This is a genomic window from Nonomuraea sp. NPDC050790 (genome assembly GCF_044456745.1).
GTDB lineage: Bacteria > Actinomycetota > Actinomycetes > Streptosporangiales > Streptosporangiaceae > Nonomuraea.
The window spans coordinates 418,606-444,932 of sequence record NZ_JBITGF010000001.1; the positions used below are offsets into that span (position 1 = coordinate 418,606).

Sequence of the window (26,327 nt, forward strand, 5' to 3'; positions counted from 1 at the left end):
CGCCCATGAACGGACACGCCCGCCTCGCCGACATCGCAGCCCAGGCGGGGGTGAGCGAGGCCACCGTGAGCAGGGTGCTCAACGGCAAGCCCGGCGTCTCCGCGGCCACCCGCCAGGCGGTCATGACCGCGCTCGACCTCATGGGGTACGAGCGCCCGCCCCGCCTGCGCCAGCGCAGCAACGGCCTGGTGGGGCTGGTCACCCCCGAGCTCGACAACCCGATCTTCCCCGCGTTCGCGCAGGCCATCGAGAAGGCGCTCACCCAGCACGGCTACACGCCCGTGCTGTGCACCCAGATGCCCGGCGGCGCGCCCGAGGACGAGTTCACCGAGCTGCTGGTCGACCGCGGGGTCAACGGGATCGTGTTCGTCTCCGGCCTGCACGCCGACACCACGGCGCGCATGGACCGCTACACCCGGCTGACCGACCGGGGGCTGCCGATCGTGCTGGTCGACGGCTACAGCGAGCACATCGACGCGCCGTTCATCTCGCCCGACGACCGGCTGGCGGCGCGGCTGGCCGTACAGCATCTCGTGGACCTCGGGCACGAGCGCATCGGGCTCGCGCTCGGCCCGCGCCGGTTCGTGCCGGTCATCCGCAAGATCGACGGCTACCGGCAGGCGATGGCGCAACTGCTCGGCGCGACCGAGGTGGACGACCTTATCGCCCACTCGCTGTTCTCCGTCGAGGGCGGGCAGGCCGCCGCCGCCCAGCTTCTCGAACGCGGCTGCACCGGCATCGTGTGCGCCAGCGACCTCATGGCGCTCGGCGCGATCCGGGCCTGCCGCGAGCGCGGCCTGTCGGTGCCCGCCGAGGTGTCCGTGGTGGGCTTCGACGACTCGCCGCTCATCGCCTTCACCGACCCGCCGCTCACCACCGTCCGCAAGCCCATCGGCGCCATGGCCTCGGCCGCGGTGCAGACGCTCCTGGAAGAGGTGAACGGCGCGCCCGCCCGGCACGTCGAGCTGGTCTTCCAGCCCGAGCTCGTCGTCCGCGGCTCCACCGGCTCGGGACCGCTGGTGAACCGGTGACCCACGACGTCCTGGTGGTCGGCGGGGCCGGCGTCGACACCACCGTCCGCGTGCCGGCGCTGCCTCTGCCGTACGCCGACACCCACACCGTGCCGCCGGTGATCGACAGGATCGGCAACACCGGCGCCGGCGTCGCGCTCGGCTGCGCCGCCCTGGGCCTGCGCACCAGGTTCGCCGACCTGATCGGCGACGACCCGCAGGGCGCGCTGGTGCGCCGGGCCCTGAGCGGCGTCGACTGCTCCTTCGGCACCGCCGCGGCGGGCACCCGGCGCAGCGTCCTGCTCGTCGGCCCCGACGGCCGCCGCACCTCGCTGTTCGACCCCCGCGCCACGCCCGGCGAGAAGCTGCCGCCGTCCCTGTACTCCGGCCCGCGCCCCCGCCACGCCCACCTGTCGATCACCGACTTCAGCCGGCACGTCTTCGCCGGCCTGCCCGGCGTCTCCACCTCGACCGACCTGCACGACTGGGACGGCGTCAACCCCTACCACGAGGACTTCGCCTTCCGGGCCGGTCTCGTCTTCCTCTCGGCCGCCGCCCTGACCGGCCCGGAAGCCGTGATGCGCCGCATCCTCGCCGGCGGCCGCGCGCACACCGTCGTGTGCACCCGCGGCGCCCGCGGCTGCCTCGTCCTGGAGCGCGGCGCGGGCCTGCGCGCCTTCCCCGCCGCGCCGCCGCCCGGCCCCGTCGTCGACACCAACGGCGCGGGAGACGCCTTCGTCTCCGGCTTCCTGTACGGCCGGCTGCGCGGCCACGACCTCGAGACGGCGGTCCGGCTGGGTTCGCTGGCCGGAGCCCACGCCTGCACGGTGGAGGGCACCCACGAGTCGCCGATCACCGAAGCCGCCCTCCTCGCCGCCCGCTGACCCGACCGCACGCTGACCCGACCGCACGCTGACCCGACCGCACGCTGACCCGACCGCACGCTGACCCACCGCGCGCTGACCGACCGCACACTGACCCCGACCGCACACTGACCGCGGCCTCACCGGCCGCCGAGCCCGCAGCGCAGGCAGGCGCCCCGCGTGCGGTAGTGGTAGCCCAGGGTGGCCACGCCGAGCGCCGCCGCCCAGACCGGCCAGTACGCCATCGGGCTCACCAGCCACGCCGACGGGTCCGTCCAGTCGGTCACACGCACCGCCATCGCCCCGGCCGAGGCCAGGACCGCCGTCACCGCCGCGCCCGCCACCACCGGCAGCCGCCTCGGCACCGGCCGCCCGGCGAGCACCGGCACCCAGCGCGGCCACACCTCGCCCCACGGGCGGACCAGTCCGAGCGTCAGCACGCCGCCCACCGCGGCGAACGTGGCCAGCCCCGCGCCAGCCCACGCCATCCCGGTCTCGTGCAGCCACCTGATGCCCTCCTGCGAGAACAGCAGCGGGATCTTCAGCGCCCACGCCCAGCGCACGACCGCGTAGAACAGCGGGACGGCGAAGGCCGTGTAGGCGGCCCACCTGCCCCAGCGCGCCGCCGCCGCGGGCGTGTTCCAACGGCGGCCGTCCCCCTCGGCCCGGCCGCAGCTCTGGCAGGCCCCGGCGCTCCGGCGGGCGAACGCCAGCGCCGCCCCCGTCCAGAGCAGGCCGCCGGCCAGGCAGATCAGCATGTTCACCACCGGCCAGGGGAAGGCCAGCTCGAAGTAGTTCGCGTCCGGCCAGCCGAACGGCAGACCCACCAGGAAGATCGGCGCGTAGCCGACCGCGGTCATGATCCGGGCGTCCGGCACCAGCACCACCAGCAGGAACGCCATCGCCCACGCCGGAGCCAGCAGCGCGATCTTGGCCGGGCCGCGCACCCGCCTGGTCATGGCCGCCGCCAGCAGGGCGCCGGCCAGGCCGAGCGCGGCGATGACCGGGGCGGTCGCGGCGGCGGTGGCCGTGCCCAGGAAGGACTCCGCCCTGGCATCCGGGATGTCGCCCTCGCCGAAGGGGAAGCCGGCGCCGCCGTACGCCCAGAAGAGCCCCAGAGCGCCGTACGCCAGCGACCACGCGGCCGCTCCCCACGTCACCCGGAGCGGCCAGCGGGCGGTCTCGGGCACTGTCGTCGTGTTCATGGGGCAAGCCTCGCGGCGCGGGCTCCAGGTGCCCATCCGCCGTTCGCCGGATCCGGCCGCCTGGGCGGCCGCCCGCCTCCGCCGTTCGGCGGATGCCGCCGCTCCACCGCCCCCCTACCCTCGAACCCATGTACGTGCTCATGGCCGTCGCCGCCGTCCTCGCGGCGGCGACGGCCCTCTTCCCGCGTCTGGCGCCCGCCTCCGTGCGCCCGACCCCCGAGTCCGCGGCCGTGGCGGCCGGTGCCGGCTCGCTGCTGGTCACCGCCGTCTCCGTGGTGGTGGGCGGCGATGGCGGGACCTGGCCGTTGTTCGCCGAGGTGCCCGCGCTGCTGGTGCTGACGCTGGTGGCGGCCAGGCGGCGGCCGTACGCCGCGCTCGCGCCCGGACTGGCGGTCGCGCTGATCCTGCTCAGGCAGGTGTGGGACGGTCCGGCCCTGCTGATCCTCGCTGCCTGCGCGGCCTGGGCGCTGCCCGCGGCCGCGGCGGCCGGGGCCGGGCTCTACCTGCGCTGGCTGGACCAGGCGCGGGGGCGGGCGGTGGCGGCGGCCGTACAGGACCAGCGGCTGGCTCTCGCGCGCGACCTGCACGACTTCGTCGCCCACGACGTGAGCGGCATGCTGGTGCAGGCGCAGGCGGCGGCCCTCACGCCGGGGCTGCCCGAGCCGGTCGCCGACGCCCTGCGGCGCATCGAGGACGGCGGCCATCGCGCGCTCGCCTCGCTCGACCGCACCGTCCACATGCTCGACGACCGGGGCCGCGCGCCCACGCCTGGCCTCGAACGGGTGGCGGAGCTGGCCGGCGGGTTCCCGCCGTCGGTGCGGGTGCGCTTCGACGTCGCGGCCGAGGGGGTCTCCCGCGAGGCTTCCGCCACCGCGTACCGGGTGGTGAGCGAGGCGCTGACCAACGTCCGCCGGCACGCGCCGCGGGCCGCCGCCGTGGAGGTCCGCGTGTCCGCCGGCCGGGACCGGCTGGAGGTGCGGGTTCAGGACGACGGGGCGGCGGGGCGTACCGACGGCAGGAGAGGTTCTTCCCGGAGGGGCGGGTTCGGCCTCGCGGGCCTGTCCGAACTGCTCGCCGCCGTCGGCGGCTCGCTGGAGGCCGGTCCCCACGGCGACGGCTGGCGGCTCGTCGCGGTGATCCCGGCATGACGGGGTACGGCGCGCCGACGCGCATCGTGATCGCCGACGACCAGGACGACGTCAGGATCGGCTTCCGGCTCATCCTCGACTCCCAGCCCGACATGACCGTCGTGGGCGAGGCCGCGGACGGCGCCAAGGCGGTCGAGCTGGCCAGGCACCTCAGGCCCGACGTCGTGCTGGCCGACATCCGCATGCCGGGACTCGACGGCCTGGAGGTCACCCGGCAGCTCGCCCGGGAGACCAGGGTGATCGTGGTGACCACGTTCGACCTGGACGACTACGTCCACACCGCCCTGCGCAACGGGGCGGCCGGGTTCCTGCTCAAGCGCTCCGGGCCCACGCTGCTCATCGAGGCGATCCGGGCGGCGATGGCGGGGGACACGCTGATCAGCCCGCAGGTGACCGTACGCCTGCTGCGCCACCTCCGCGCCCCCGCCGACCGGCCGCCGCCCCCGCCCGACCCGCTCACCGACCGCGAACGCGAGATCGCCGTCCTGGTGGCGCACGGCCGTACCAACGCCGACATCGCCACCGAGCTGTTCATCAGCCCGGGGACCGTCAAGACGCACCTGGCCAACATCCAGCGCAAGGTGGGGGCGTCCAACCGGGTCGGCATCGCCGCCTGGGCCTGGACCACGGGGGCCGCCCGCTGACCCTTCGGGAGGTCAGCCGAGTTCGACCCGGACGCCCCGGCTCAGGCCGGAGTCGTGCAGCTCGACGCCTTCGGCGCGGGCGGTCCTGGGCAGGTCGAACTCCAGCGCTCCGGTGAACGACTTGCCGGGTTCGATCCGGATCGGGGTGATCTCCTTGCCCGCCTTGTCCAGCAGCCTGGCGGCGCCGTGCAGGGCGTCGTCCTGGTCGATCAGCTTCTGCTGGCCCGGGTACAGGACCCTGGCCTCGGGTCCGATGTTGGACACCTGCACGGACAGGCGGCACTGCCGGACCTGGGCGGCCTTGGCGGGTTTGGGGCACTTGGTGGAGGTGACGGTGAACTTCAGCTTGCCGTCCTGGACCGCCGCGCCCTCACCCGCCGCCGACGGCCCGCGGAACAGCCACGCCATCAGCGAGATGAACAGCACGATCACCACCAGCACGATCACCGCCGCGATCAGGCACCCCCGCAGCCCCCGCCGCGCCGACCTGCGCGGTACGGCGAAGCCCGGGGGAGGCAACGGCCCCTGCCCGGTGACGGCCGGATGCGGCACCGCCCCCTGCCCGGCGACGGGCGGCAACGGCCCCTGCCCAGCCGCCGGTGGCAACGGCCCCTGCCCGGCGGCTGGCGGCAACGGCGCCTGCCCGGCGGCCGGTGGCAGGGGTCCTTGCCCGGCGGGTGGTGGCAGCGGTCCTTGTCCGGTGGCTCCGGTGCGGGGCAGCGGCCCCTGCCCGGTCGTGGATTGCTGGGCCAGCGGCACCGGCCCGGTCACCCCCGGCCCGCCCCGCCGAGGATCGCGCCCAGGCGTCCCGGACCGCCCGCCCGGCTGCCCCGAACGCGGGTCGTGCGCGCCGGGTGGCCCGGGGCGCGGCTCACGAGACCCGGGCCGCACCGGCCCCTGCCCCGGACCCGCCGGTCCGGGCAACGGCCCCTGACCCGTGGTGGAGTGCCCAGGCCCCTGCCTCCGAGGCCCACCCGAGCCGGGCATGCCGGGGGGTGCGGGGGCGGGGCCGCCGGGGTGTGGGGGAGCGCCCATGTGGGGAGCCTGGCCCGAAGGATGGGGCTGGGGCGCGGCGTGAGGGGGCTGGGGCGTGGGGTGAGGGGGCTGGGGCGGGGTGGGGCGGTGGGCTACCGCGGGGTCCCACATGCTGGTCAGGTGGCGCGTGGCGGCGAGCTGGGCGGCGGGCTCGTCGGCGGCGCCCACGAGCTCCAGCAGCAACTGGCGCGACGCCGGTCGCCGCGCCGGGTCCGGGTGGATGGCCGCGGCCACCAGCCGGTCCAGGGGCGCGGGCAGGCCGCGCAGGTCGGGTGGTGCGGTGCGAGCGCGGGCGGCCATGACGTAGGCGTCGCCCTCGCCGAACGGGTGCCCGCCCAGCCCCGCGTACGCGATCAGCGAGCCCCACGCGAACACGTCGCCCGCGGGGCTGGTGCGCCCCTCGAAGACCTGCTCCGGCGCGATCCACCCGGGCGTGCCCATGACCATGCCGGCGTTGGTGTGGCGGGAGTTCACGTTGGTGGAACGGGCCAATCCGAAGTCGATCACGCGTGGCCCGGCGAGGGTCAGCATGACGTTGGCCGGCTTCAGGTCCCGGTGGACCAGGCCGGCGGCGTGGATGGCGGTCAGCGCCGCCGCCACCCCGACCGCCGCCGCGTGGAGCACCGACGGCTCCAGCGCGCCGTGCTCGATGAGGTGGTCCTCCAGCGAGACGCCGACGATGTACTCGGTCACGAGGTAGAGCAGGCCGTCGTGCTCGCCGTGGTCGAGGACGCGGGCGGTGCAGAACGAGGCGACCTTGCGGGCGTTGGACACCTCCTCGTGGAAGCGCGCCCGGTAGACGGGGTCGGCGGCGAAGTCGCGGCGGATCGCCTTCAGCGCGACCTTGGCGCCGTCGGGGCCCTTGGCCAGGTAGACGGTGCCCATGCCGCCCGAGCCGAGGCGCTTGACCAGCTCATACGGGCCGATCTCGGACGGGTCCTCGGGGGTCAGCGGACCGCGCTTTCCCACCCTCGCCGCCCTCTCACCGTCGTCATCCCGCCGTCTCAAACCGACCGATCCTCCGCCCGGCATGCCTTTTCTCCCAAGACTCTAACGGTTGAGAGACGATCAGGCGTCGCGCTCGGTCTCATCGCAGGCAGGGGCTCTGAGGCTCCGGAGGGTCCGGCCGCGGCGGGAAGGGTACGGCTCCCGCCCCGGGGATCGGCGCCACCACGGTACGGGGGCCCTCCGGAGGGTGCGTCGGTTATCGGACCCAGCTCACGCCCGGGCCGGACTTCATGCGATCACCCCCTTCCTGGAGGCCGGAGATCGAGGCGCCGGGCGGCGTCCGGCACGGGCGTGGAAACGTGCCTCGGACACGAACCGCGCCGGCCGGGACGCCGCCGGAGCCTCCCGCCGTGTCCGCCGCTCAACAGGGTGCGCGGCGGCGCACGCGGGCCGGTGGCCCGCCCGTCTCAGGGCCCGTTGACGGGCACCTCGACGAGCATGGGCAGATCGGAGGCGGTGGCGATGCGTACCGCGGCGGTCAGGGCCTCGGCGGACTCCACGTGGCTGGCGGCGAGGCCGTACCCCTTGGCGATGGCGCAGAGGTCGGCGCCGGGACCGGCGCCGTCGAGGCGCGAGAGCCAGCGCAGCATCGCCTGCGTGCCGTCGGTGAGGACCACGACCGTCAGCGGCACGCGGTAGGCGGCGGCGCTCCAGAGGGCGGCGACGGCGTGCTGCAGCGAGCCGTCGCCGACGACCGCGACGACCGGCCGGGACGGCTCGCCGAGCTGGGCGCCGATGGCGGCGGGCAGCCCGTGCCCGGCGCCGCCGCCCGCGGCGCACAGGAACGAGCCGGGACGGTTGATCCTGATCTGGTCGTGGAAGGCGGGGCGGCTGGGCGGGGACTCGCAGACCCAGACCGTCTCCTCGGGGGCTCCGGCCGCCACCGCGGCCAGCGCGGTGCGCAGGCTCATGGGACGGCTGCCGCGGGGCGCGGGGGAGGGGGCGGGCCAGGTGCCGGGCAGCGGCTCCTGCCTGACCTTGGTGAGTTCGGACAGGGCCGCCAGCGCCTGCCGTACCTCGCCCACGATGACGTCGCCGTAGGCGGCGCCGGACGGGTCGCTGGTGAGCAGGACGGCGGTGACGTCCTCCGGCGGCGGCACCCCCGCGGCCAGGACCAGGTCGTGGCCGGCGAGTTGCCGGGCGGCGGCGCCGGGGCCGGGCAGCAGGGCGCCGCGGTAGTGCGGGTGCGACTGCGGGAAGGACACGCGGCCCGACCGGGCCGCCTCCCACACCGGCAGGGCGCAGCGCTCGGCGAGCTCGACCGCCGCCGCCCAGCCGCCGGAGGCGTCCACGTCGGCGCCGACGACGAGCACGGGCGAGCGCGCGCGGTCGAGCCGCTCCGCCAGCACGGCCAGCGCGACCGGATCGGGAGCGGCCGAGGCGGCCAGGGGCCGGATCCGCGGAACGAGGTCCGCCTCGGCTCCGAGGTCGGTGGGCAGGGACAGGAAGACGGGGCCGCGCGGCGGGGTGAGGGCGACGTGGTAGGCCCATTCCAGCGCGGCGGGCACGTCGCGTGGCGCCGGCGCGCAGGACCACTTGGCGGCGGGACGGCAGCCGTCCCCGCCGTGCCCCTGCCCGGCGGTGACGATGAGCGGGGTGCGGTTGGCGGCGGCCCCCAGCACGGCGCCCGAGGCGTGGGCGGCGCAGCCGAGGTCCACGAGGGCGGGGCGGCCGGTGACGGAGGCGTAGCCGTCGGCCATGGCGACCACGACGGCCTCGTGGAGCCCCCTGACGCGGTGGACGTCGTCGGTGTAGGCATCCACGGGACAGGCGTCGGCGCCAGGGCCGCCGAAGACGGTCGTGAGGTCCCGCAGCCGCATCCAGTCGGCGATGGCCCGGCTTGTGGTGCTCATGTCATTGATGGGAACTCCACTGCCTCAATGAGGCAATCATCCGTTTCGGTCGACGGAACGCCGGACGCGAATTGCCGGGATCCGTTCCGGCAGGGAAAACCGCAGGTCAGTGCCCTTTGGGTGGATGGCCCCGGTGAATCGACTGCAGGACGCCGATCGCGGCCAGGGTGGACACCGCGGCCGACCCGCCGTACGAGACGAGGGGGAGCGGGACGCCGATCACCGGGGCCAGCCCGAGCGCCATCCCGATGTTCACGAACGTCTGCACCGCCAGCCAGCACACCACCCCCGCCGCGGCGACGCACCCGAACGAGCCCGCGCGCCCCGCGATCCGCAGCCCGCGCCACAGCACCACCGCCAGCAGCGCCACGATCAGCGCCGAGCCCAGGAAGCCGAGCTCCTCGCCCGCCACGGTGAAGACGAAGTCGGTGTGCTGCTCGGGTACGAACCGTCCCGCGGTCTGGTCGCCGTTGAACAGCCCGCGCCCGAACGCGCGCCCGGAGCCGACCGTGACCAGCGCCTCCTTGGCGGTGTAGCCGGCGCCGAGCGGGTCGGCCCCCGGCTCGGCGAAGGCGATGAGACGGCGCACCTGATGCGGCTGCAGCAGTTCCAGGAACCAGGCGGCGGCCCCCGCTCCCGCCGCCGCGCAGGCCAGCGCCAGCAGCCACCGCAGCGCCACCCCCGCCGCGAACAGCGCCCCCATCACCACGGCGGCCAGGATCAGCAGCGTGCCCATGTCGGGCTGCAGCATGATGAGCGCGGCGGGCGGCGCCGCCAGCGCGAGCGCGAGTCCCGCCTGGCTCAGCCGCGGCCGCCGCTCGCCGTCGTGGCGCTCGGCCAGGACCGCGGCCAGCGCCAGCACGAGCGCCAGCTTCGCCGGCTCCGACGGCTGCACCTGCAGCGGCCCGAGCCCCAGCCACGCCTGCGCCCCGTTCACGGTACGGCCCAGCGGTGTCAGCACCGCCGCCAGCCCGAGCAGGGCCGCCAGATAGGCCCACGGCGTGTACGCCCGCAGCGCCCGATGCCCCGTGGCCGACAGCGCGACCATGGCCGCGACCCCGACCGCGAGGTTGACGAGCTGCCGCTTGAGGTAGGTGAGCGGGTCCTGCCCGGCGTCCACCAGCCTCGGCTCGGTCGCCGACCACACCAGCAGCGCGCCCAGCCCGCACAGCGCCATCGCCGCCCCCGCCAGCACCCAGTCGGGCCGCTGCGCCCTCACCGCAGCGCCGCCTTCCTGCCCTCCAGCCCGTACATGCCCGACCAGATCTCCCGTACGGCCGGCGCCGCCGTAGACGCGCCCGTCCCGCCCTGCGAGACCACGACGACCACGGCGTGGCGCGGCTCGCCCGCCGGCGCGAAGGAGGCGAACCAGGAGGTGTCCTTCTTGCCGTATGCCTCCGCCGTGCCGGTCTTGCCGGCCACGGCCAGCCGGTCCAGGGGGAACCCGGCGAAGGCGCCGGCCGCCGTCCCGCTCTTGGGCACCTCGGCCAGCGCCCTGCGGATGTAGGCGAGCACCTTGCCCGGCACCGGCAGCCGTCCGGCCACCTTCGGCTTGATCCGCCGCACCACGCTGCCGTCGGCCCGCACGACCGCCTTGCCCACGCGCGGGGTGAACAGTTTGCCGCCGTTGGCCAGCGCCGCGTATGCCCTGGCCAGTTGCAGCGGCGTCACCAGCACGTCGCCCTGCCCGATGGAGAAGTTGGCCGCGTCGCCCGCCCACCAGCGGTGGCCGTCCGCGCAGCTCTCCTTCGCGATCGCCCGGACGTAGGCGGACCTGGCCCGCTTGGCCTCCTTGCACGAGGTCTTCCTGGTCTGCCGCCAGAACTCGCGCTTCCAGGACCGCGTCGGCAGCCGCCCGGCCGCCTCGCCGGGCAGGTCGATCCCGGTGCGCTTGCCGAACCCGAAGGCCGCCGCCATCTTCTGCATGGGGTCCTTGGGGCGCTTGACCGGCTTCGTCCCGCCGTCCTTGAGCCACATCTCGTAGGCGAACCGGTAGAAGATCGTGTCGCACGAGGCGGTCAGCGCCCGGCTCAGCGGCATGCTGCCGAGCGGGATCCCGCGGAAGTTCCTGAACGAGCGCGCGCCCACCTGGAACGAACCCGGGCAGCCGTAGATCCCGTCGAGCGCGTAGCCCGACTTGACCGCCGCCGCGGCCGAGGTGATCTTCCAGGTGGAGCCGGGCGCCCACTGGCCCTGGATGGCCTTGGGCTGCAGCCTGCCACGCAGCTCGCGGTAGTCACGGCCGGAGATGCCGCCCGACCACACGTCGGGGTCGTAGCCGGGGTGGGCGGCCAGCGCGAGCACCCGTCCCGTCCGCACGTCCAGGACCACCGCCGCGCCCGCGTCCGCGGGCAGCCGCCGCTGGCGCGCCCCCTCCACCGCCCGGCGCAGCGCCCGCTCGGCCACCTCCTGCACCTCGGCGTCGATGCTGGTCACCAGGTCGTGCCCGGCCACCGGCGGCGTCGCGGCGAGCGTCCTGACGACCTGGCCCGTCGTGTCCACGACCACCTCGCGCCGGCCCGGCCGCCCGCTCAGGTCGGCGTCGTAGCGGGCCTCCAGCCCCTCCTGCCCCGCCAGGCCGATGCCGCTGGCCGGGTCGCCGCCGCCCGACGGGGCGACGTAGCCCAGCGTGTGCGCGGCCAGCTCGCCGCGCGGGTGCTCGCGCACCGGCACGGGCTCGGCGCTCACGCCGGGGAACAGCTCGGGCCGCTCGGCGATCTGCAGCGCCGCCCGCGTGCTCACCTCGTGCGCCACGGGGATCGGCTGGTACGGCGAGCCCGGCCAGCACGGGGGCCGCACGCCTGCCGTACACAGGCGGACCTGCTCGGAAAGGCGCGCGGCCGGGACGCCGAGCACGGCGGCCAGCCGCTCCAGGACCGCGCGCCCGCCGTCGCGGCGGCGGGTCAGCGCCACGTGGTCGACCGTGACCGCCAGCCGGGTGCGGTTGCGCGCCAGCGGGCGGCCGCGGTCATCGAGGATCCCGCCCCTGACCTGCGGCACGACCACCTGCCTGACGTGATCTTCCGCGGCGGCCCTGGCGTAGTCGTCGCCGTGACGCACCTGCACGTCCCACAGCCGGATGAGCAGAATGAGCAGCGAGAAGGCGATCAGCACGTGCAGGACCAGCAGCCGGGAACGCATCGGGCGCCTTCCACCGCATCGGGAACCAGACGAGGGGACTCGCGGCCACCGTGTACGCGGCGGCCAGGGGCAGGACGTGCACGAGCGCCGGGCCGGCGGCGCGCGGATCGCCGAGCGCCGCGTGGACGCCCGCGGTGAACAGCAGCCCGGCCAGCACCCCCAGCGGGAAGGTGGCGACGGCGGGCAGCCTGAGCAGGTGGCCGGCCACGTACCCGGCCAGGCACAGGGCCAGCGCGTCCCGCCCCACCGGGTGTACGGCGGGCGGGATCAGATCCAGGATCGTCCCCGCGGCGAACCCGGCCACCGCCCCCGCGACAGGACCCCGCAGGCGGGCCACGGCCAGGACCACCAGCAGGGTCAGGTCGGGGGTGACGCCGCCGGGCAGCGACAGCCGGTTGACCAGCACCACCTGGACCAGCGGCGCCAGCGCGAGCGCCGCCCAGGCCCGCGCGGGCATCACGGCCCGCTCCCCGGGGGGATGACGACGGCGACCGCGTCGAGGGCGGTGAGGCGGGCGGCGGGACGCACCAGGGCGGTGCGGGTGAGCGGCTGGGTCGGCGGCGAGACGGCGACCACCGTCCCGATCGGGACGCCGGGGGCGAAGGGCACCATCCGCCGCGATCCGAACGTCACGACCCGCTGTCCGGCCGAGACCAGGGCCTCGGCGTCGAGCAGGCTCAGGCGCAGCAGGCCGCCGGGCTTGCCACCACCGGTGACGGTGCCCACCTCGCCCTTGCCATTTTCCTGGTCAGCGGTCTTGTCTCCGGGTGCCTGGAGCCTGGCGCCGACGACCGAGGTGGCGTCGGTGACCAGCAGCACGGTGGCGGTGCCCGGACCGGCGGCCACCACCCTGCCCACCAGGCCGCCGGCGTCGACCACGGTCAGGTCGGGCCGGACGCCGGAGGTGGTGCCCGCGTCGATGGTGACGGTGGCGGACAGGCCCTGCTGCCCGCCGTACGCGATGACCTGGGCCGCGACGTGGCGCGGCCCGGGCACGGCGGGGTCGGGGCGGTACGGGCGGGTCCACAGCTCGGCCCGCAGGCGGGCGTTCTCCTGCTCCAGCGCCCGGATCCGGCGGCGGTCGGACCCGCCGGCGGCCAGGCCGGAGACCGCCCGCTCGACCGGACCCGCCACCGCGGCGCCGGCCGTGAGCAGCGGCTGCAGCGCGGCCTCCCGGTCGGCGGCCATGAGCAGCGCCGCGGCCAGCACGAGCACGCCCACCACCAGACGCCCCCGGCCGGGCCTCCTGCCGAGCGCACCCCGGCCCCTTCTCATCCGTCTTCCTCCTGTACGGCTGCCGCCCGCGCGGCCCCTGCGCCCATCCGCAGGTCGCCTCCTTCCGGATCAGCGACGGGTCTCCGATACGAACTTCCAGGTCAGCGACGGGTCTCCGGCACGAACTTCCAGGTCAGCGACGGGTCTCCGGCACGAACACGTCCTTCAGGCGGCCGAACTGCTCCACGCACCGGCCGGAGCCGAGCACCACCGACTGCAGCGGGTTCTCCACCAGCTTGATCGGCATGCCGGTGGCCTCGGACAGGCGCCGGTCGAGTCCGTGCAGCTTCGCCCCGCCGCCGGTCAGGGCGATGCCGCTGTCCATCAGGTCGCCCGACAGCTCGGGCGGGCAGTCGTCCAGCGTGGCCTGGACGGCCTCGACGATGGCGTTGACCGGCTCCGACAGCGCCTCGCGGATCTCCGCCGCGCTCACGGGGACGGTCTTGGGCAGGCCGCTGACCAGGTCGCGGCCGCGGATCTCGGCCGTCGGGTCCTCCCCGTCGGGGCAGGCGGAGCCGATGTTCATCTTGAGCTGCTCGGCGGTGCGCTCGCCGAGCATGAGGCCGTGTTCCCTCTTCGTGTGGGCGATGATCGCCTGGTCGAGCTCGTCGCCGCCCACCCGGATGGAGGTGGAGCTGACGATGCCGCCGAGCGAGATGACGGCCACCTCGGTGGTGCCGCCGCCCACGTCGACGACCATGCTGCCGGCCGGTTCGTGGACGGGCAGGCCGGCGCCGATCGCGGCGGCCATCGGCTCCTCGATGAGGTAGACCTGGCGGGCGCCCGCCTCGTAGCAGGCCTCCTTGACGGCGCGCTGCTCGACGCCGGTGGTGCCGCTGGGCACGGCGACCACGACGCGGGGGCGGACGATGTAGCGGCGGCGGTGGACCTTCTGGATGAACGAGCGCAGCATGCGCTCGGCGACCTCCAGATCGGTGATCACACCGTCCCTGAGCGGGCGGATGGCGACGATGTAGCCGGGGGTCCGGCCGATCATCTGCTTGGCGTCGCCGCCGACGGCGACGATCTTGTCGGTGCGGGTGTTGATCGCCACGACGGACGGCTCGTCGAGCACGATGCCGCGGTCTCGGACGTAGACGAGGGTGTTGGCGGTGCCGAGATCCACCGCCAGGTCACGGCCAAGGAGGGGGAACGGGATGGGCATGGGCGACACCAGCCCTCGGTGGGGGATAAATCACGCCCTTCCCCAGCTAAACCCCGTCAAACGGCCAGGTCAGAAGGTTTCACAATCGTTAGCAAGGACGGTGTGCTTGATCCCTCGTTCGGGTAAACCCGAAACCATGGATCGCACCCCGGGGGAAGCCCTTCCTTCTCCTTGGCGAGGATGAGGATGGTGGACATGCCGGGCAAGTCGATCGTGCGGCATCGGCGCGCGCCGGAGGCCGCCCAGCCGGGCAGCCTGGAGAAGGGGATCGACATCCTCTTCTCGCTCAGCGCCGCGGCGCAGCCGATCAGCCTGTCGCAACTGTGCAGGAACACCGGCCTGCCCAAGTCGACCGCGCACCGGATCCTCGCGGTCCTGTGCTCCCGCTCCCTGGCCAAGCGGGCCGGCACCGACTACCTCGTCGGCGACCTGCTCGCCCGGCTCGGCGACGCCCGCGGCCGCATCCCCGGGACGCGGCGGGCCGTCCTGCCGTACCTGCTGTACCTGTACGAGACCACCCGCCAGACGGTCAACCTGGCCGTGCTGTCGGGCCTGGAGGCCGAGTACGTCGAGCGCGTCTACGGCCACAACCGGGTCGCCTCGCCCTCCGACGGCGTGGACCGGGCGCCGCTGCACTGCACGGCCATCGGCAAGACGCTGCTCGCCTACGATCCCGGGCTGCGCCAGTCGTTCGCCGACCAGGGCAGCCCGCCGCGCCTGACCCGTCGTACCATCACCAGCCTGACCGGCCTGGACCGCGAACTGGCCCGCGTGCGCCACTACGGCGTCGCCTACGCGCAGGAGGAGTTCGCCGACGGGGTGGCCTGTGTGGCGGCGCCGGTGTTCGACGCCGCGGGCAGGGTGGCCATGTCGATCTCGGTCGCCGGACCGGCGGTCGCGCTGCCCCTGGCCCGCCTCGGCATCTCCGTCAGGGGCGCCGCCCAGGCCATCTCCGCCGCCCTGGCCCGCCTGGGCTGAGGGGCGGCGTCAGGGCCGTAGTGCCGCGGCCTCGGCGGCGAGCTTCTCCACCCGGCCCCAGTCCCCGGCCGCCAGCGCGTCGGCGGGCGTGAGCCAGGTGCCGCCCACGCAGCCCACGTTGGGCAGCGCGAGGTAGGCGGGGGCGGTGTCGGGCCTGATGCCGCCGGTCGGGCAGAACCGCACGTCCGGCAGCGGCCCGGCCAGGCTCTTCAGGTACGGCAGGCCCCCCGCCGCCTCGGCCGGGAAGAACTTGAGCTCCTTGAGCCCCCGCTCGGCCAGCGCCATGACCTCCGAGGCCGTGGCCGCCCCCGGCAGGAACGGCACGCCGGAACCCAGCAGCGCCTCGGCCAGCGCCGGGGTCGTACCGGGCGAGACCAGGAACGCCGACCCCGCCGCCACGGCCGCCGCGACGTCCGCGGCCGTCCTGACGGTCCCCGCGCCGACCACCGCGCCGGGCACCTCGGCCGCGATGCGCGCGATCGACTCCAGCGCGGCCTCCGTGCGCAGGGTCACCTCGATGACCGGCAGCCCGCCCGCGACCAGCGCCCGCGCGAGCGGGACGGCCGTCTCCACGTCGTCGATCACCACGACGGGCACGACAGGGGCGAGATCAAGCAGGCTCATGGACACTTCTCCTCGATAGCTGCTGGGTCAGCCAGGCCGCCGCCCCCGTCAGCGCCGGCTGCGGCGCGACGATCAGCGTGGTGGCGATCGACTCCAGATAGGCGGACATGCTCGGACTGGCCTCGAAGCGCCGGCGGAAGGCGCCGGCCCGCACGCGCTCCACGATACGGGGAAGCACGCCGCCGCCGATGTAGACGCCGCCCCTGGCGCCCAGGGTGAGCGCGACGTTGCCGGCGAACGTGCCGAGCATGGCGCAGAAGACCTCCACGGTCTCCGCGCACAGCGGGTCCCCCTCCCGGGCGACGATCTCCGAGGCGGTCAGCCCGTCCACGGGGGCGGCGCCGTTCACCAGCGCCAGCGCACGGTAGAGGCGGGCCAGTCCCGGACCGGACAGCACGTGCTCGGCCTCGACGTGCGGCAGGCCCTGCGCGCGCAGCGCGGAGACGATCTCCTGCTCGCGCTCGTCGTGCACCGGGACGCTGACGTGCCCGCCCTCGCCCGGCACCGGGATCCAGCCGCGCTCGGCCGGCACCAGCCCGGCCACGCCGAGCCCGGTCCCGGGCCCGAGCACCGCCTTGATCCCCTCGCCGGGCGCCGGCCCGCCGAGACCGGCCAGGTCCTGCCCGCCCAGGTGGGGCAGGGACACGGCCAGCGCCTCGAAGTCGTTGAGCAGCACCGCGTACGGCACGCCGAGATCCCTGACCGACCCCGACCAGGGCAGGTTCGTGAGCTGGTAGAAGTCACCGCCGATCGGCCCGGCCACGGCCACGCACGCCGCCCCCGGCCGCACTCCGCCCGCGTGGTCCGCGAGATAGGCGGCTACGGCATCCGGAAGGCTCGCGTGATCGGCCCCGGCCAGCACCGCGACCTGCGAGGGAGCCTCGCCCGGCGCGGTGACCAGCCCGAACCTCGCATTGGTGCCGCCGACGTCGGCGACCAGCCACGGCAGCTCACCCACGCGCGTGCTCCACGGCGTGGCGGGCGTGCTCCTCCATGACCTTCAGCCGGGACGGCGTGGCCTCGGAGTGCGCGGCACCGGCCGGCGCGGCGAAGCCCAGGCCGGGCCCGTGCTCGGGCTGCTCGGCCCCGCTGACGCCGAAGACGCCCGCGCCGTACTCGGCGGGCCCGGCCATCCGCCGGAACGCCGCGAACAGCTCGCGGCCGGTCCCCACCCACTCGGCGTCGCTCAGCGCCCGCCCCTGGGGCTCGCGTCCCGACAGGTCCGCCAGCACCTCCAGAGTCCCGGCGGCCGAGTCGAGCCGGATGACGTCGCCGTCGCGCACGAGCGCGATGGCGCCGCCGTCGGCGGCCTCCGGCGACAGGTGGATGGCCGCGGGGACCTTCCCCGACGCGCCGGACATCCGGCCGTCGGTGACGATCGCCACGTTCTGCCCGCGATCGAGCAGCACGGCCAGCGGCGGCGTCAGCTTGTGCAGCTCGGGCATGCCGTTGGCCGAAGGCCCCTGGTAGCGGATGACGGCCACGAAGTCCTGCCCGTCCAGCTCCCCGGCCTCGAAGGCGGCCAGCAGGTCGAGCTGGTCGTCGAAGACCTTGGCCGGCGCCTCGATGACCAGGTGCTCGGGCTTGACCGCCGAGACCTTGCTGACGGCGCAGCCGAGGTTGCCCTCGACCATGTGGATCCCGCCGTCGGCGGAGAACGGCGCCGAGGCCGGCCGCAGCACGTCGAGGTCGGAGCTGCCCTCGGTGCGCTCCTCCCAGACCAGCGCGCCGTCCTTCAGGGCCGGCGCGGAGCGGTAGTGGTCGAGCCCGCGCCCGGCCACGGTCAGCACGTCGCCGTGCAGCAGCCCGTGGTCGAGCAGGTCGCCGATGAGCACCTGCATGCCGCCGGCGTCGCGGAAGTGGTTCACGTCCGCCTGGCCGTTGGGGTAGATCTTGGTCAGCGACGGCACGACCTTCGACAGGCAGGCCAGGTCGTCCCAGGTCAGCACGATGCCCGCGGCGGCGGCCATGGCCACCAGGTGCAGCGTGTGGTTGGTGGAGCCGCCGGTGGCCAGCAGTGCCACGCAGGCGTTGACGATGGACTTCTCATCGACGAGCTCGCCGATGGGGGTGTACTCCGAGCCGTGCGCGGTGATCTCCACGGCCCGCCGCCCGGCCGCCTCGGTCAGGGCGTGGCGCAGCTCGGTGTGCGGGTTGACGAACGTGGAGCCGGGCAGGTGCAGGCCCATGACCTCCATGAGCGCCTGGTTGGAGTTGGCGGTGCCGTAGAAGGTGCAGGTGCCGGGGGAGTGGTAGGACTTCGCCTCGGCGTCCAGCAGCTCCTCGCGGCCGACCTTGCCCTCGGCGAACAACTGCCGGGTGCGCGCCTTCACCTTGTTCGGCAGCCCCGAGCCCATCGGGCCGGCCGGGACGAAGATCGCCGGAAGGTGCCCGAAGTGCAGCGCGCCGATGAACAGCCCCGGCACGATCTTGTCGCAGACGCCCAGCAGCAGCGTGGCGTCGAACATGTCGTGCGACAGCGCGATCGCCGTGGACATGGCGATCACGTCGCGGCTGTAGAGCGACAGCTCCATGCCGGCGCGGCCCTGCGTGATGCCGTCACACATCGCCGGCACGCCGCCCGCGACCTGGGCGACGCCGCCGGCCGCGCGCACGGCGCCCTTCAGCTCCTGCGGGTAGGTCTCGTACGGCTGGTGGGCGCTCAGCATGTCGTTGTAGCTGGTGACGATGGCGACGCCGGGCTTGGCCGTACCTCTGAGGACGGGCTTGTCCTCGGCGGAGGCGGCCGCGAAGCCGTGCGCGAGGTTGGCGCAGCCGAGGTGCGCGCGGGCCGGGCCCTTCGCGCGGGCCGCCTCGCCGTCGCGGCGGATGCGCGCCAGATAGGCGGTACGGCTGGCGGCGCTCCGCTCGGCGATCCGGTCCGTGATCTCCTGGATATCCCGGTTGGTCATCACGCCTCCTCGTGCCAGGCCCGGCCGCTGCGGCCGAGCAGTTCGTGGGCGCCCGCCGGGCCCGCGGTGCCCGCGGGGTAGGGCTCGGGCGGTTCGGGAGAGGACTCCCAGGCCGACAGGATCGGGTCGATCCAGCGCCAGGCGGCCTCGACCTCGTCGCGGCGCATGAACAGCGTCGGGTTGCCGGCCAGCACGTCCGACAGCAGCCGCTCGTAGGCCTCGGGGACGCGGGCGGTGAAGGTGTCGCCGAAGCTCAGCGACAGCGGCACCGGCTTGAGCGAGGTCTCGCCCGCGCCCGGCTCCTTGGCCATGATGTGCAGTTCGATGCCCTCCTCCGGCTGCAGGCGCAGCACCAGGCGGTTGGGCGAGCCGCCGGGGTAGATGGAGTGCGGCACGTCCTTGAACTGGACCACGATCTCCGAGACGCGGCGCGGCATGCGCTTGCCGGTGCGCAGGTAGAAGGGCACGCCCGCCCAGCGCCAGTTCTTGATCTCGGCGCGGACGGCGGTGAACGTCTCCACCCGCTTGGAGTCCTCGGTCGGCGGGGTGGAGGCGGGCTCGTCCAGGTAGCCGGCCATGCCGGCGTCGCCGACGTACTGGCCGCGCACGGTGAAGCGGTCGACCTCGCTGCTCTCCTGGATGGGGCGCAGCGCCTGCAGCACCTTCACCTTCTCGTCGCGGATGGCCTCGCGGTCGTTGCGCGCCGGGGGCTCCATCGCGGTGAGCGTGAGCAGTTGCAGCAGGTGGTTCTGGACCATGTCGCGCAGCGCGCCCGCCTGGTCGTAGTAGCCGCGCCGGCCGGGCGTGCCGACGGTCTCGGCGACGGTGATCTGCACGTGGTCGATCCAGAGGGAGTTCCAGATCGGCTCAAGGAAGGCGTTGGCGAAGCGGAGGACGAGCAGGTTCTGCACCGTCTCCTTGCCCAGGTAGTGGTCGATGCGGAAGATCTGGCGCTCCTCGAAGATGGCGCCGACCTCGTCGTTGATGCGCTGGGCGCTGGGCAGGTCGCGGCCGAGGGGCTTCTCCAGCACGACCCGCGACTGCGGGGTGACCAGCCCGGCCTGGTGCAGTTCGCGGCAGAACGGGCCGAACGTCATCGGCGGGCTGGCCAGGTAGAAGACGCGGTCGCGCTGCTCGTGGCCGGCCAGCATCTTCGACAGCTCGGCCCAGCCGGAGGCGTCCCGGCCGGCGCCGACGTCCACCGAGACGTGGTGCAGGCGGCCGAGGAAGCGCTGCCAGACGGCCGGGTCGTCGACGGGGACCTGGTCGCGTACCTCGGCGTCGACCTTGCCGCGGAAGTCGGCGTCGGTGAGCCCGCCCCGTGACATGGCGATGACGCGGGTCTCTGGCGCCAGGCGGCCGTCCCTGTCGCTGTGGTACAGCGCCGGGATCAGCTTGCGCATGGACAGGTCGCCGGTCCCGCCGAAGACGACGAGATCGGCGGCGTGGACGGCGGCGGGAGACGAGAGGGGGGACACGGCACGAGCTCCGATGATCAGCCAAGCAAGGACAGAACGGACATTAGTCAGAGTTAGGGTCGTGCACAACCCGAGTTTTGCTATTTGAGATAAGAAAGTCGGGACTGTTCATGACTTAAGCAGGTGTGATTCACTAAGTCGATGCCTCGACGTACCGCCGCGCCCCTCGCCACGAGCGGGGAGTTCCTGCGGCTCATCCGCACCGGAGAGGCCGTGACGCGAGCGGACCTCGGCCGGGTCACGGGCCTGTCCCGTCCTGCCGTGCAGTTGCGGGTGGGCGAGCTGATCGAGCGCGGCCTGGTCGTGGAGCGCACCGACGCGCCCTCCACCGGCGGGCGGCCGCCGGTCAGGCTGGAGTTCAACGCCGCGGGCGGGGTCGTGCTGGTGGCCGCGCTCGGCGCCAGCCGTACCCGGGTGGCGGTCTGTGACCTGTCCGGCGCGGAACTCGCCGCGCGGCGCTTCCACATCGACGTCGAGCAGGGCCCCGACGTCGTGCTGCCCCTGCTCATGGACACCTGGGACGAGTTGCTCGGCGACACCCCGCGCTCGCGGGTGCGCGGGGTGGGCATGGGCGTGCCGGCGACCGTCGAGTTCGCCCAGGGGCGCACCGAGAGCGCCCGCGTCATGGCCTCCTGGACAGGCGTGGTCATCCCGCCGCTGATCAGGGCCCGCTTCGACGTGCCCGTGCTGGTCGACAACGACGTGAACGTCCTCGCCATCGGCGAGCACCGCGGCGCCCACGCCGACGTGGCCGACCTCATGTTCGTCAAGATCTCCACCCGGATCGGCGCCGGGATCATCTCCGGCGGCGAGATCCTGCGCGGCGCGCTCGGCGCGGCGGGGGAGATCGGCCACATCCCGGTACGCGATGGCGGCGGCGTGCTGTGCCGGTGCGGCAACATCGACTGCGTCGACTCGGTGGCCAGCGGCACCGCGCTGCTGCGCGACCTGCGCGCCGCAGGCAAGGACGTCAAGACCATCGAGGACGTGACCGCGCTCGTGCGGGCCGGCGACGCCGAGACGATGGCCACGGTACGCGAGGCGGGCCGGCGCATCGGCGAGGTGCTGGCCTCCGCGGTCAACATCCTCAACCCGTCGGTCGTCGTCCTGGGCGGCGACGTGGCCGAGACGTTCGGGCCGCTCGTGTCCGGCATCCGCGAGGTCGTCTACCGCCGCTCCACCGCCCTCGCCACCCGCACGCTGCGGATCGAGGCCAGCAGGATGGGCGCGGGGGCGGGCATCACCGGCTGCGCGGTGATGGTCCTGGACCACGTCCTGTCACCGGACGCCGTGGACGACTCCCTCGGCTGAACACGTTTCGGTCATGGCACAATCTCCGCCATGTCTAACCGGATTCTGGCCCTGGCCGCCGTCATGACGCTGGCCGCCACCGGCTGCGGAATGTCGCCCCAACCCGGGCAGCGGCAGGCCGCGCCCGCCACGACGGCCCCCGCCACCACCCCGGCGGCGACGACGCCCGCGGCCACCTCATCCGCCACCCCCTCCGCCACCCAGGACAGCCGCCCCGCCCTGGCCGAGACCCGCAGCACCATGAACCCCGACCTCAAGGTCGAGGTGGTCGGGCTCAACCGGCTCAAGGGCAAGCACCTGGTGGTCCAGATCCGCCTCACCCACACCGGCGACGGCAAGGAAGTGTCCTGGACCGGCCAGATGGGCGACCACACCCGCCCGCTCGGCGAGATCCGGTGGGCCTCCGGCATCGGCGTGCTCGACGAGCGCGCCCGCACCTGGATCCTGCCCTACAAGCCCGAAGGCGGCCCCTGCCTCTGCACCGACCAGAAGCGCGACGGCATCGGCTACTTCGTCGACCCCGGCGCCTCGATCACCCTCTACGCCGTCCTGCCCGCCCCCGCCGGGAACCCGGAGAGCGCGACCGTCGTGACGCCGCTCGCCCCGCCCATGCTCAACGTCCCCATCAGCGACGAGGCGCCGCAGGGCGACTTCCCCGACCCCGACGCCGAGCCCGTCACCCCGGTCACCCGCCGCGTCGTGCTGCCGTCGGAGTCGGCCGACCGGACCGAGGAGACCTCGGACGACGGCAAGGACCTCCAGGTGAACCTGTCCTCCGACGTCCTGTTCGCCGTGGACAAGGCGGTGCTGACGCCGCGGGCCAAGGCAGTGCTGGCGCGTACCGCCAAGCTCGTCGACGCCTCGCCCGCCACCCAGGTCAAGGTCGAGGGCCACGCCGACTCCTCCGGCAACGACGCCATCAACGACCCGCTGTCCGCGCGCCGCGCCCAGGCCGTGCGCGCCGCCCTGGCGCCGCTGCTGAAGCGCGACGGCGTCGCCTTCCAGACCAAGGGGTACGGCTCCCGCCGCCCCCTCTACAGCAACGACACCGACGAGGGCAAACGCCGCAACCGGCGGGTCACGGTGACCTTCGCCAAGCCCCAGGCCGAACCCGTCCGCCCGTCGCAGGACGTCGTCTCCACCGTGGGCCCCGGCGAGGACCTGACGGGCAGCACCAAGGCCGACGGCCAGCCCATCGCCATGGAGATCACCGGGCTGCGCCGCCTGCCGGGCGGGCTCGGCCTGCTCACCTACACCGTGGCCAACGAGGGCACGGCGGAGGCATGGTACAACGACCTGCACGACGGGCAGGACTGGCAGTCGTACAAGTACCAGGCGGCCAGCGCCGTGGTCCTCACCGACCAGGACGGCCGCCGCCGGTACCTGCCCGGACGCCTCCAGGTGCCGTCCGGTGACGAGGCCGGGTCGTACTGCGCGTGCACCGACGTGTCCGGGGTGCGGCTGGGCACCGAGAAGTTCGCGCCTGGGCAGAAGAGGGAGTTCTGGGGGCTGTTCGCGCTGCCGGACGCGGCCTCGGGGCTGAGCGTCAAGATCGCCGGGTTCCGCGAGCTGCAGGTGCCGATCCAGTAGCCCTGCTCAGCGTGGCGGGAGGACGGAGCGTACCGCCTCCTCCGTACGGCCGATCACCGCGTGGCCGTCGTCGGCGGTGATGATGGGGCGCTGGATCAGGATCGGCCGCTCGGTCAGCGCCCGGATCCAGCGCTCCCGGCTGTCCTGGTCGCGGGGCCAGCCGGCCATGTCCTTGGCGGCGTCCTCGCCGGTGCGGGTGATGTCCCAGGGCTCCAGGCCGAGGCGGGAGAGCACCTCGCGGATCTCCGCCTCGGTGGGCGGGTCGTCCAGGTAGCGGCGGACGGTGTACTCGGCCTGCTCGGCGTCCAGCAGGGAGATCGCCGAGCGGCACTTCGAGCAGGCGGGATTGATCCAGATCTCCACCCCGAAAGCATAGGACTTCTCCTCCGGCCCGCACCGAGGAAACCTCACCCCTCCGCCCGCCAGCCCCGGCTGTGGGCCGGAGAACGACTGCACGGAGCGAAGGGGCCTTGCGGCCGGTCCGGCCGACGCGGGGTGGTGCCGCGGCGGCCGGACCGGTCTCGGGTGTCAGGTCAGGAGGTTCTGGCCCATCCAGCCGGACTCCTGGCAGCCGGGCGGGATGTAGAAGACCGCCGAGCCGATCGGGGTCGTCCACTCGTTGAGCAGGTCGGCCTTGGCCAGGCGGCGCTGGACCGGGGTGAACTGCCTGGCCACGTCCGCCTGGTAGGCGGCGAACAGCAGGCCGGTGTCCCCTTCGTCGTAGTTGTACACCCGGCGGAACATCCTCAGCCCAGGATCCTGGGTGTGGGCCCGGCGGATGTGCGCGTACTCCGAGATCACGGGGAAGCCGAGCGTGTTGAGCCTGGCGAAGTCGGCCGGGTCGTGTTCGGCCCGGCCGGTCAGCGGGGCGCCGTTGTCCAGCCGCCGCCCCACCGTGAACTCCTTGGCCACCCGGTCCGCGGCGTCCCAGGTGTCCATGAGCATCCGGATCCGCCGCAGGACCAGCATCGTGCCGCCGGCCAGCGGCCCGTCCGCGATCCACACGGCCCGCTCGAACTCCGGCGTGCCGGGGACGGGGTTGACCGTCCCGTCGAGCTGGCCCATGAGGTTGCGCTGGGTCAGCCCCGGCCGCTGCACCGCCTGCCGGAACCCGCGCTGCACCCACCTGACCTCGGTGAACGACGCGGTGTCCTTCACGATCATGCGCTGTGCGTGGGCCAGCGTGACCGGATCGTCGCAGCAGATCTGCAGCAGCAGGTCTCCTCCCGACCACCGATCCTCCAGCCGGTCCACGGAGAACCCGGGCAACTGCTCGGGACCGCCCTTGACCCGAGCGGCCCGGAACAGCCCCGGCCCGAACCCGAACGTCACCGTCAGCCGCGCGGGCAGCGCCGCCAGTTCCGGCTCGGTGTCGGCCAGCGCGCCGCGCCCCTGGGTGAGCCGCCTGGCGTCGTCGGTGAGCAGCCGCATGAGCCTGCCGAGCGCCTCCCTGCCGACGCCCTCGCGCAGGTCGAGGCCGACGAAGACGGCGTGGGCCTGGGGAGGGGTGGCGATCCCCGCCTGCCGTACCCCGTGGAACGGCTCCACCGCGGCCCCGTCACTACGGCCCGCCTGCCCGGCGGGCGGAACCGTGGCCCCGCCCGCAAAGGGCTCAGCCACAACCTGGCTCGTACCGGTCGCGGCGTCGGCGGGCAGACCGGCCGCGACCAGCCCGCCCGCCGCCGCGGCGCCGCCGGCTAGGAGGCGGCGGCGGGAGATCCTCCGCTGGTGTTCGGCGTCACTCATGGCCCGGCTGGTACTTCTCGTTGGCGCCCGCGAAGTCCTTGCCCACGGCCTTGAACTCCATCGTGCCGCCGTCCTTGAACGTCAGCGTGAACCCCACCTCGGAACCCGGCTGCACCGGCGTGGTGACGTCCATCAGCATGATGTGGTCGCCGCCCGGCTTGAGCTCCAGCTTCCCGCCCGCCGGGATCGTGAAGCCGCCCTGCTTGGGACGCATGGTCATCGCGGTGCCCTCGCCGACCGTCTCGTGGAGCTCCACCCGGGGTGAGCCGGTCGAGGTGGCGGAGACGATCGTGATCGGGGCGGCGGAGGGGTTGGCGAGGGTACCGAAGGCGGCGGTCATGCCGCTCTCCGTGGTCTTGACCCAGGGGTCGGTGATGGTCAAGGCGGTGGTGGGGGTGGCGCCGGTGCTCGCGTTGGCGGCGGGGGTCGCGGAGGCGGACGGAGCGGCGCCGGTGGCCTGCTGGCCGCCACAGGCGGCGAGCGCGGTGGTGGCCACGACCGCCAGGAGGGCATGACGAATACGCATGAGGAGGTTCTCTCTTCCAGAGGTCCGGAAAGAGGCGCCTGGCCGGTGATCGGCCAGTGGCACCTGGGCTGTTTCATGGGCGGAAGCCGCCGGACCCGCGGGGTCAGGCGGGCAGGAAGAGAGGTGGGCCCCGGTTCGAGAGCGTGTGTTCCAGGAGGGCGGAGCGGGGGGCGGGGGGTTCGGCGTGCCGTACCGGAGCGGAAGGACCTTCCACCACGGGTACGGCGGGCAGCAGCCCGAGCCGCACCAGCACCCGGCGGAACAGCCCCCACAGCGCGGCCTCGCCCCGCGACAGCCACAGCGCCGTCAGGACGATCGCCCACCCGTGCATCACGAGCATGCCCAGCCCGGGCACCAGCCCGGAGTGCGCATGCCCGCCCTGGACGGCCACCGGCGCGGCCTCGTGCAGCAGCGAGAACATCACGTGCAGAACGGCCTGCAGCACGACCAGCAACACCAGGATCCCGGGGGCCGAACGTTCCCTGCCGGTCAGCGGCAGCGCCGCCACCAGCGACAGCGCGAACGCCGCCACCGCGCCGGGCAACGCCACCGAGGCGCCGCCCACCACGTGCGCGACCATGCCCAGCCCCGCGCACACCGCGGCGAACGCCACGGCACGCACCACACGGAACGGCAGGGAGGCAGGCATAGTGCCCGCCATCCTCCCAGACCCACCCACCACCCGCCCACCCACCCCGTCCCCCACACCCCAGAAGCCACCCCCACCCACCCCGTCCTCCACACCCCAGGAGCCACCGCCCCCGCCGCTCCACCGCTTCCGAGCCCCGGCAACCCGCCGCGACCCCCGCTTCGGT

Annotated in this window: 23 protein-coding genes; 7 read left to right on the forward strand and 16 right to left on the reverse strand. The window is 74.4% G+C overall.

What is annotated here, in order from left to right:
* Positions 1-5: 5 nt before the first annotated feature.
* Together ACIBEJ_RS02015 and ACIBEJ_RS02020 are read left to right on the forward strand one after the other, a co-directional pair.
* A complete protein-coding gene (locus ACIBEJ_RS02015; RefSeq protein ID WP_397180701.1) occupies positions 6-1,031 on the forward strand; it encodes a LacI family DNA-binding transcriptional regulator in 1,026 nt (341 codons plus the stop codon).
* The gene (locus ACIBEJ_RS02020) at positions 1,028-1,894 is read left to right on the forward strand and encodes a carbohydrate kinase family protein (RefSeq protein WP_397180702.1); all 867 of its coding nucleotides are present in this window, start codon (positions 1,028-1,030) and stop codon (positions 1,892-1,894) included. The genes ACIBEJ_RS02015 and ACIBEJ_RS02020 overlap by 4 nt, the downstream gene beginning before the upstream one ends.
* Positions 1,895-2,013: 119 nt before the next feature.
* Here the strand turns inward: ACIBEJ_RS02020 and ACIBEJ_RS02025 are convergent, their stop codons facing one another.
* Positions 2,014-3,078: a hypothetical protein gene (locus ACIBEJ_RS02025; protein WP_397180703.1), complete on the reverse strand. Its 1,065-nt coding sequence runs from the start codon at positions 3,076-3,078 to the stop codon at positions 2,014-2,016.
* Positions 3,079-3,206: 128 nt separating this feature from the next.
* Here ACIBEJ_RS02025 and ACIBEJ_RS02030 point away from each other — a divergent pair, with 128 nt between their 5' ends.
* Complete coding sequence (locus tag ACIBEJ_RS02030) at positions 3,207-4,226, forward strand: sensor histidine kinase (RefSeq protein ID WP_397180704.1); 1,020 nt, start codon at positions 3,207-3,209, stop codon at positions 4,224-4,226.
* Positions 4,223-4,870, forward strand: coding sequence for a response regulator (locus tag ACIBEJ_RS02035; RefSeq protein WP_397180705.1), 648 nt, complete (start codon positions 4,223-4,225; stop codon positions 4,868-4,870). Before ACIBEJ_RS02030 ends, ACIBEJ_RS02035 begins: the two co-directional genes overlap by 4 nt.
* A 12-nt stretch (positions 4,871-4,882) precedes the next feature.
* Here ACIBEJ_RS02035 and ACIBEJ_RS02040 read toward each other — a convergent pair whose 3' ends face one another.
* The 7 genes from ACIBEJ_RS02040 to ACIBEJ_RS02070 all read right to left on the reverse strand — a co-directional run bounded on the left by ACIBEJ_RS02040 (position 4,883) and on the right by ACIBEJ_RS02070 (position 14,347).
* A complete protein-coding gene (locus ACIBEJ_RS02040; RefSeq protein ID WP_397180706.1) occupies positions 4,883-6,874 on the reverse strand; it encodes a protein kinase in 1,992 nt (663 codons plus the stop codon).
* Between the two features lie 446 nt (positions 6,875-7,320).
* Positions 7,321-8,766, reverse strand: coding sequence for a thiamine pyrophosphate-dependent enzyme (locus tag ACIBEJ_RS02045; RefSeq protein ID WP_397180707.1), 1,446 nt, complete (start codon positions 8,764-8,766; stop codon positions 7,321-7,323).
* A gap of 106 nt (positions 8,767-8,872) precedes the next feature.
* The gene (gene rodA, locus ACIBEJ_RS02050; protein WP_397180708.1) at positions 8,873-9,985 is read right to left on the reverse strand and encodes a rod shape-determining protein RodA; all 1,113 of its coding nucleotides are present in this window, start codon (positions 9,983-9,985) and stop codon (positions 8,873-8,875) included.
* Positions 9,982-11,853 carry a penicillin-binding protein 2 gene (gene mrdA, locus ACIBEJ_RS02055; protein ID WP_397181984.1) on the reverse strand — a complete coding sequence of 624 codons (1,872 nt, stop codon included), beginning with the start codon at positions 11,851-11,853 and terminating at the stop codon, positions 9,982-9,984. The genes rodA and mrdA overlap by 4 nt, the downstream gene beginning before the upstream one ends.
* The gene (gene mreD / locus ACIBEJ_RS02060; protein WP_397181985.1) at positions 11,735-12,364 is read right to left on the reverse strand and encodes a rod shape-determining protein MreD; all 630 of its coding nucleotides are present in this window, start codon (positions 12,362-12,364) and stop codon (positions 11,735-11,737) included. The genes mrdA and mreD overlap by 119 nt, the downstream gene beginning before the upstream one ends.
* Positions 12,364-13,182, reverse strand: a complete 819-nt coding sequence (gene mreC / locus ACIBEJ_RS02065) for a rod shape-determining protein MreC (RefSeq protein ID WP_397180709.1) — start codon at positions 13,180-13,182, stop codon at positions 12,364-12,366. Before mreC ends, mreD begins: the two co-directional genes overlap by 1 nt.
* A 133-nt stretch (positions 13,183-13,315) precedes the next feature.
* A complete protein-coding gene (locus ACIBEJ_RS02070) occupies positions 13,316-14,347 on the reverse strand; it encodes a rod shape-determining protein (protein ID WP_397180710.1) in 1,032 nt (343 codons plus the stop codon).
* Positions 14,348-14,527: 180 nt separating this feature from the next.
* Here ACIBEJ_RS02070 and ACIBEJ_RS02075 point away from each other — a divergent pair, with 180 nt between their 5' ends.
* Positions 14,528-15,325 (forward strand): IclR family transcriptional regulator, encoded by a 798-nt coding sequence (locus ACIBEJ_RS02075; protein WP_397180711.1) that lies wholly within the window; start codon positions 14,528-14,530, stop codon positions 15,323-15,325.
* Between the two features lie 9 nt (positions 15,326-15,334).
* Here the strand turns inward: ACIBEJ_RS02075 and eda are convergent, their stop codons facing one another.
* Genes eda through zwf form a run of 4 tightly spaced genes read right to left on the reverse strand, consistent with a single transcriptional unit; the run spans position 15,335 to position 20,339 of the window.
* On the reverse strand, positions 15,335-15,949 hold the full coding sequence (eda, locus tag ACIBEJ_RS02080) for a bifunctional 4-hydroxy-2-oxoglutarate aldolase/2-dehydro-3-deoxy-phosphogluconate aldolase (RefSeq protein ID WP_397180712.1): 615 nt from the start codon (positions 15,947-15,949) through the stop codon (positions 15,335-15,337).
* Positions 15,936-16,907, reverse strand: coding sequence for a glucokinase (gene glk, locus ACIBEJ_RS02085; protein WP_397180713.1), 972 nt, complete (start codon positions 16,905-16,907; stop codon positions 15,936-15,938). Before glk ends, eda begins: the two co-directional genes overlap by 14 nt.
* Positions 16,900-18,861, reverse strand: a complete 1,962-nt coding sequence (edd, locus tag ACIBEJ_RS02090) for a phosphogluconate dehydratase (RefSeq protein WP_397180714.1) — start codon at positions 18,859-18,861, stop codon at positions 16,900-16,902. Before edd ends, glk begins: the two co-directional genes overlap by 8 nt.
* The gene (gene zwf / locus ACIBEJ_RS02095) at positions 18,861-20,339 is read right to left on the reverse strand and encodes a glucose-6-phosphate dehydrogenase (protein WP_397180715.1); all 1,479 of its coding nucleotides are present in this window, start codon (positions 20,337-20,339) and stop codon (positions 18,861-18,863) included. The genes edd and zwf overlap by 1 nt, the downstream gene beginning before the upstream one ends.
* A 141-nt stretch (positions 20,340-20,480) precedes the next feature.
* On the opposite strand from zwf, the gene ACIBEJ_RS02100 reads away from it, so the two are divergent.
* Positions 20,481-21,650 carry an ROK family protein gene (locus tag ACIBEJ_RS02100; RefSeq protein WP_397180716.1) on the forward strand — a complete coding sequence of 390 codons (1,170 nt, stop codon included), beginning with the start codon at positions 20,481-20,483 and terminating at the stop codon, positions 21,648-21,650.
* Between the two features lie 30 nt (positions 21,651-21,680).
* Complete coding sequence (locus tag ACIBEJ_RS02105; RefSeq protein ID WP_397180717.1) at positions 21,681-23,240, forward strand: OmpA family protein; 1,560 nt, start codon at positions 21,681-21,683, stop codon at positions 23,238-23,240.
* Positions 23,241-23,246: 6 nt separating this feature from the next.
* Here the strand turns inward: ACIBEJ_RS02105 and ACIBEJ_RS02110 are convergent, their stop codons facing one another.
* From ACIBEJ_RS02110 to ACIBEJ_RS02125, 4 genes are all read right to left on the reverse strand, one after another.
* The gene (locus ACIBEJ_RS02110; protein ID WP_397180718.1) at positions 23,247-23,603 is read right to left on the reverse strand and encodes an arsenate reductase family protein; all 357 of its coding nucleotides are present in this window, start codon (positions 23,601-23,603) and stop codon (positions 23,247-23,249) included.
* 165 nt (positions 23,604-23,768) lie between these two features.
* A complete protein-coding gene (locus tag ACIBEJ_RS02115) occupies positions 23,769-24,986 on the reverse strand; it encodes a Dyp-type peroxidase (protein ID WP_397180719.1) in 1,218 nt (405 codons plus the stop codon).
* Positions 24,979-25,512: a copper chaperone PCu(A)C gene (locus tag ACIBEJ_RS02120; RefSeq protein WP_397180720.1), complete on the reverse strand. Its 534-nt coding sequence runs from the start codon at positions 25,510-25,512 to the stop codon at positions 24,979-24,981. Before ACIBEJ_RS02120 ends, ACIBEJ_RS02115 begins: the two co-directional genes overlap by 8 nt.
* A 103-nt stretch (positions 25,513-25,615) precedes the next feature.
* Positions 25,616-26,161, reverse strand: coding sequence for an MFS transporter (locus tag ACIBEJ_RS02125; protein ID WP_397180721.1), 546 nt, complete (start codon positions 26,159-26,161; stop codon positions 25,616-25,618).
* Positions 26,162-26,327 lie beyond the last annotated feature (166 nt).

What these genes read in the sequence shown, in the direction of transcription:
- edd (WP_397180714.1), bottom strand. Translation starts at nt 18,861, where the DNA reads ATGACCAACCGGGATATCCAGGAGATCACGGACCGGATCGCCGAGCGG.
- mreC (WP_397180709.1), bottom strand. Translation starts at nt 13,182, where the DNA reads ATGAGAAGGGGCCGGGGTGCGCTCGGCAGGAGGCCCGGCCGGGGGCGT.
- ACIBEJ_RS02125 (WP_397180721.1), bottom strand. Translation starts at nt 26,161, where the DNA reads ATGCCTGCCTCCCTGCCGTTCCGTGTGGTGCGTGCCGTGGCGTTCGCC.
- ACIBEJ_RS02120 (WP_397180720.1), bottom strand. Translation starts at nt 25,512, where the DNA reads ATGCGTATTCGTCATGCCCTCCTGGCGGTCGTGGCCACCACCGCGCTC.
- eda (WP_397180712.1), bottom strand. Translation starts at nt 15,949, where the DNA reads ATGAGCCTGCTTGATCTCGCCCCTGTCGTGCCCGTCGTGGTGATCGAC.
- mreD (WP_397181985.1), bottom strand. Translation starts at nt 12,364, where the DNA reads ATGCCCGCGCGGGCCTGGGCGGCGCTCGCGCTGGCGCCGCTGGTCCAG.
- ACIBEJ_RS02025 (WP_397180703.1), bottom strand. Translation starts at nt 3,078, where the DNA reads ATGAACACGACGACAGTGCCCGAGACCGCCCGCTGGCCGCTCCGGGTG.
- ACIBEJ_RS02030 (WP_397180704.1), top strand. Translation starts at nt 3,207, where the DNA reads ATGTACGTGCTCATGGCCGTCGCCGCCGTCCTCGCGGCGGCGACGGCC.
- ACIBEJ_RS02035 (WP_397180705.1), top strand. Translation starts at nt 4,223, where the DNA reads ATGACGGGGTACGGCGCGCCGACGCGCATCGTGATCGCCGACGACCAG.
- ACIBEJ_RS02075 (WP_397180711.1), top strand. Translation starts at nt 14,528, where the DNA reads ATGAGGATGGTGGACATGCCGGGCAAGTCGATCGTGCGGCATCGGCGC.
- ACIBEJ_RS02115 (WP_397180719.1), bottom strand. Translation starts at nt 24,986, where the DNA reads ATGAGTGACGCCGAACACCAGCGGAGGATCTCCCGCCGCCGCCTCCTA.
- ACIBEJ_RS02015 (WP_397180701.1), top strand. Translation starts at nt 6, where the DNA reads ATGAACGGACACGCCCGCCTCGCCGACATCGCAGCCCAGGCGGGGGTG.
- ACIBEJ_RS02070 (WP_397180710.1), bottom strand. Translation starts at nt 14,347, where the DNA reads ATGCCCATCCCGTTCCCCCTCCTTGGCCGTGACCTGGCGGTGGATCTC.
- ACIBEJ_RS02100 (WP_397180716.1), top strand. Translation starts at nt 20,481, where the DNA reads ATGCCTCGACGTACCGCCGCGCCCCTCGCCACGAGCGGGGAGTTCCTG.
- ACIBEJ_RS02105 (WP_397180717.1), top strand. Translation starts at nt 21,681, where the DNA reads ATGTCTAACCGGATTCTGGCCCTGGCCGCCGTCATGACGCTGGCCGCC.
- ACIBEJ_RS02045 (WP_397180707.1), bottom strand. Translation starts at nt 8,766, where the DNA reads ATGAGCACCACAAGCCGGGCCATCGCCGACTGGATGCGGCTGCGGGAC.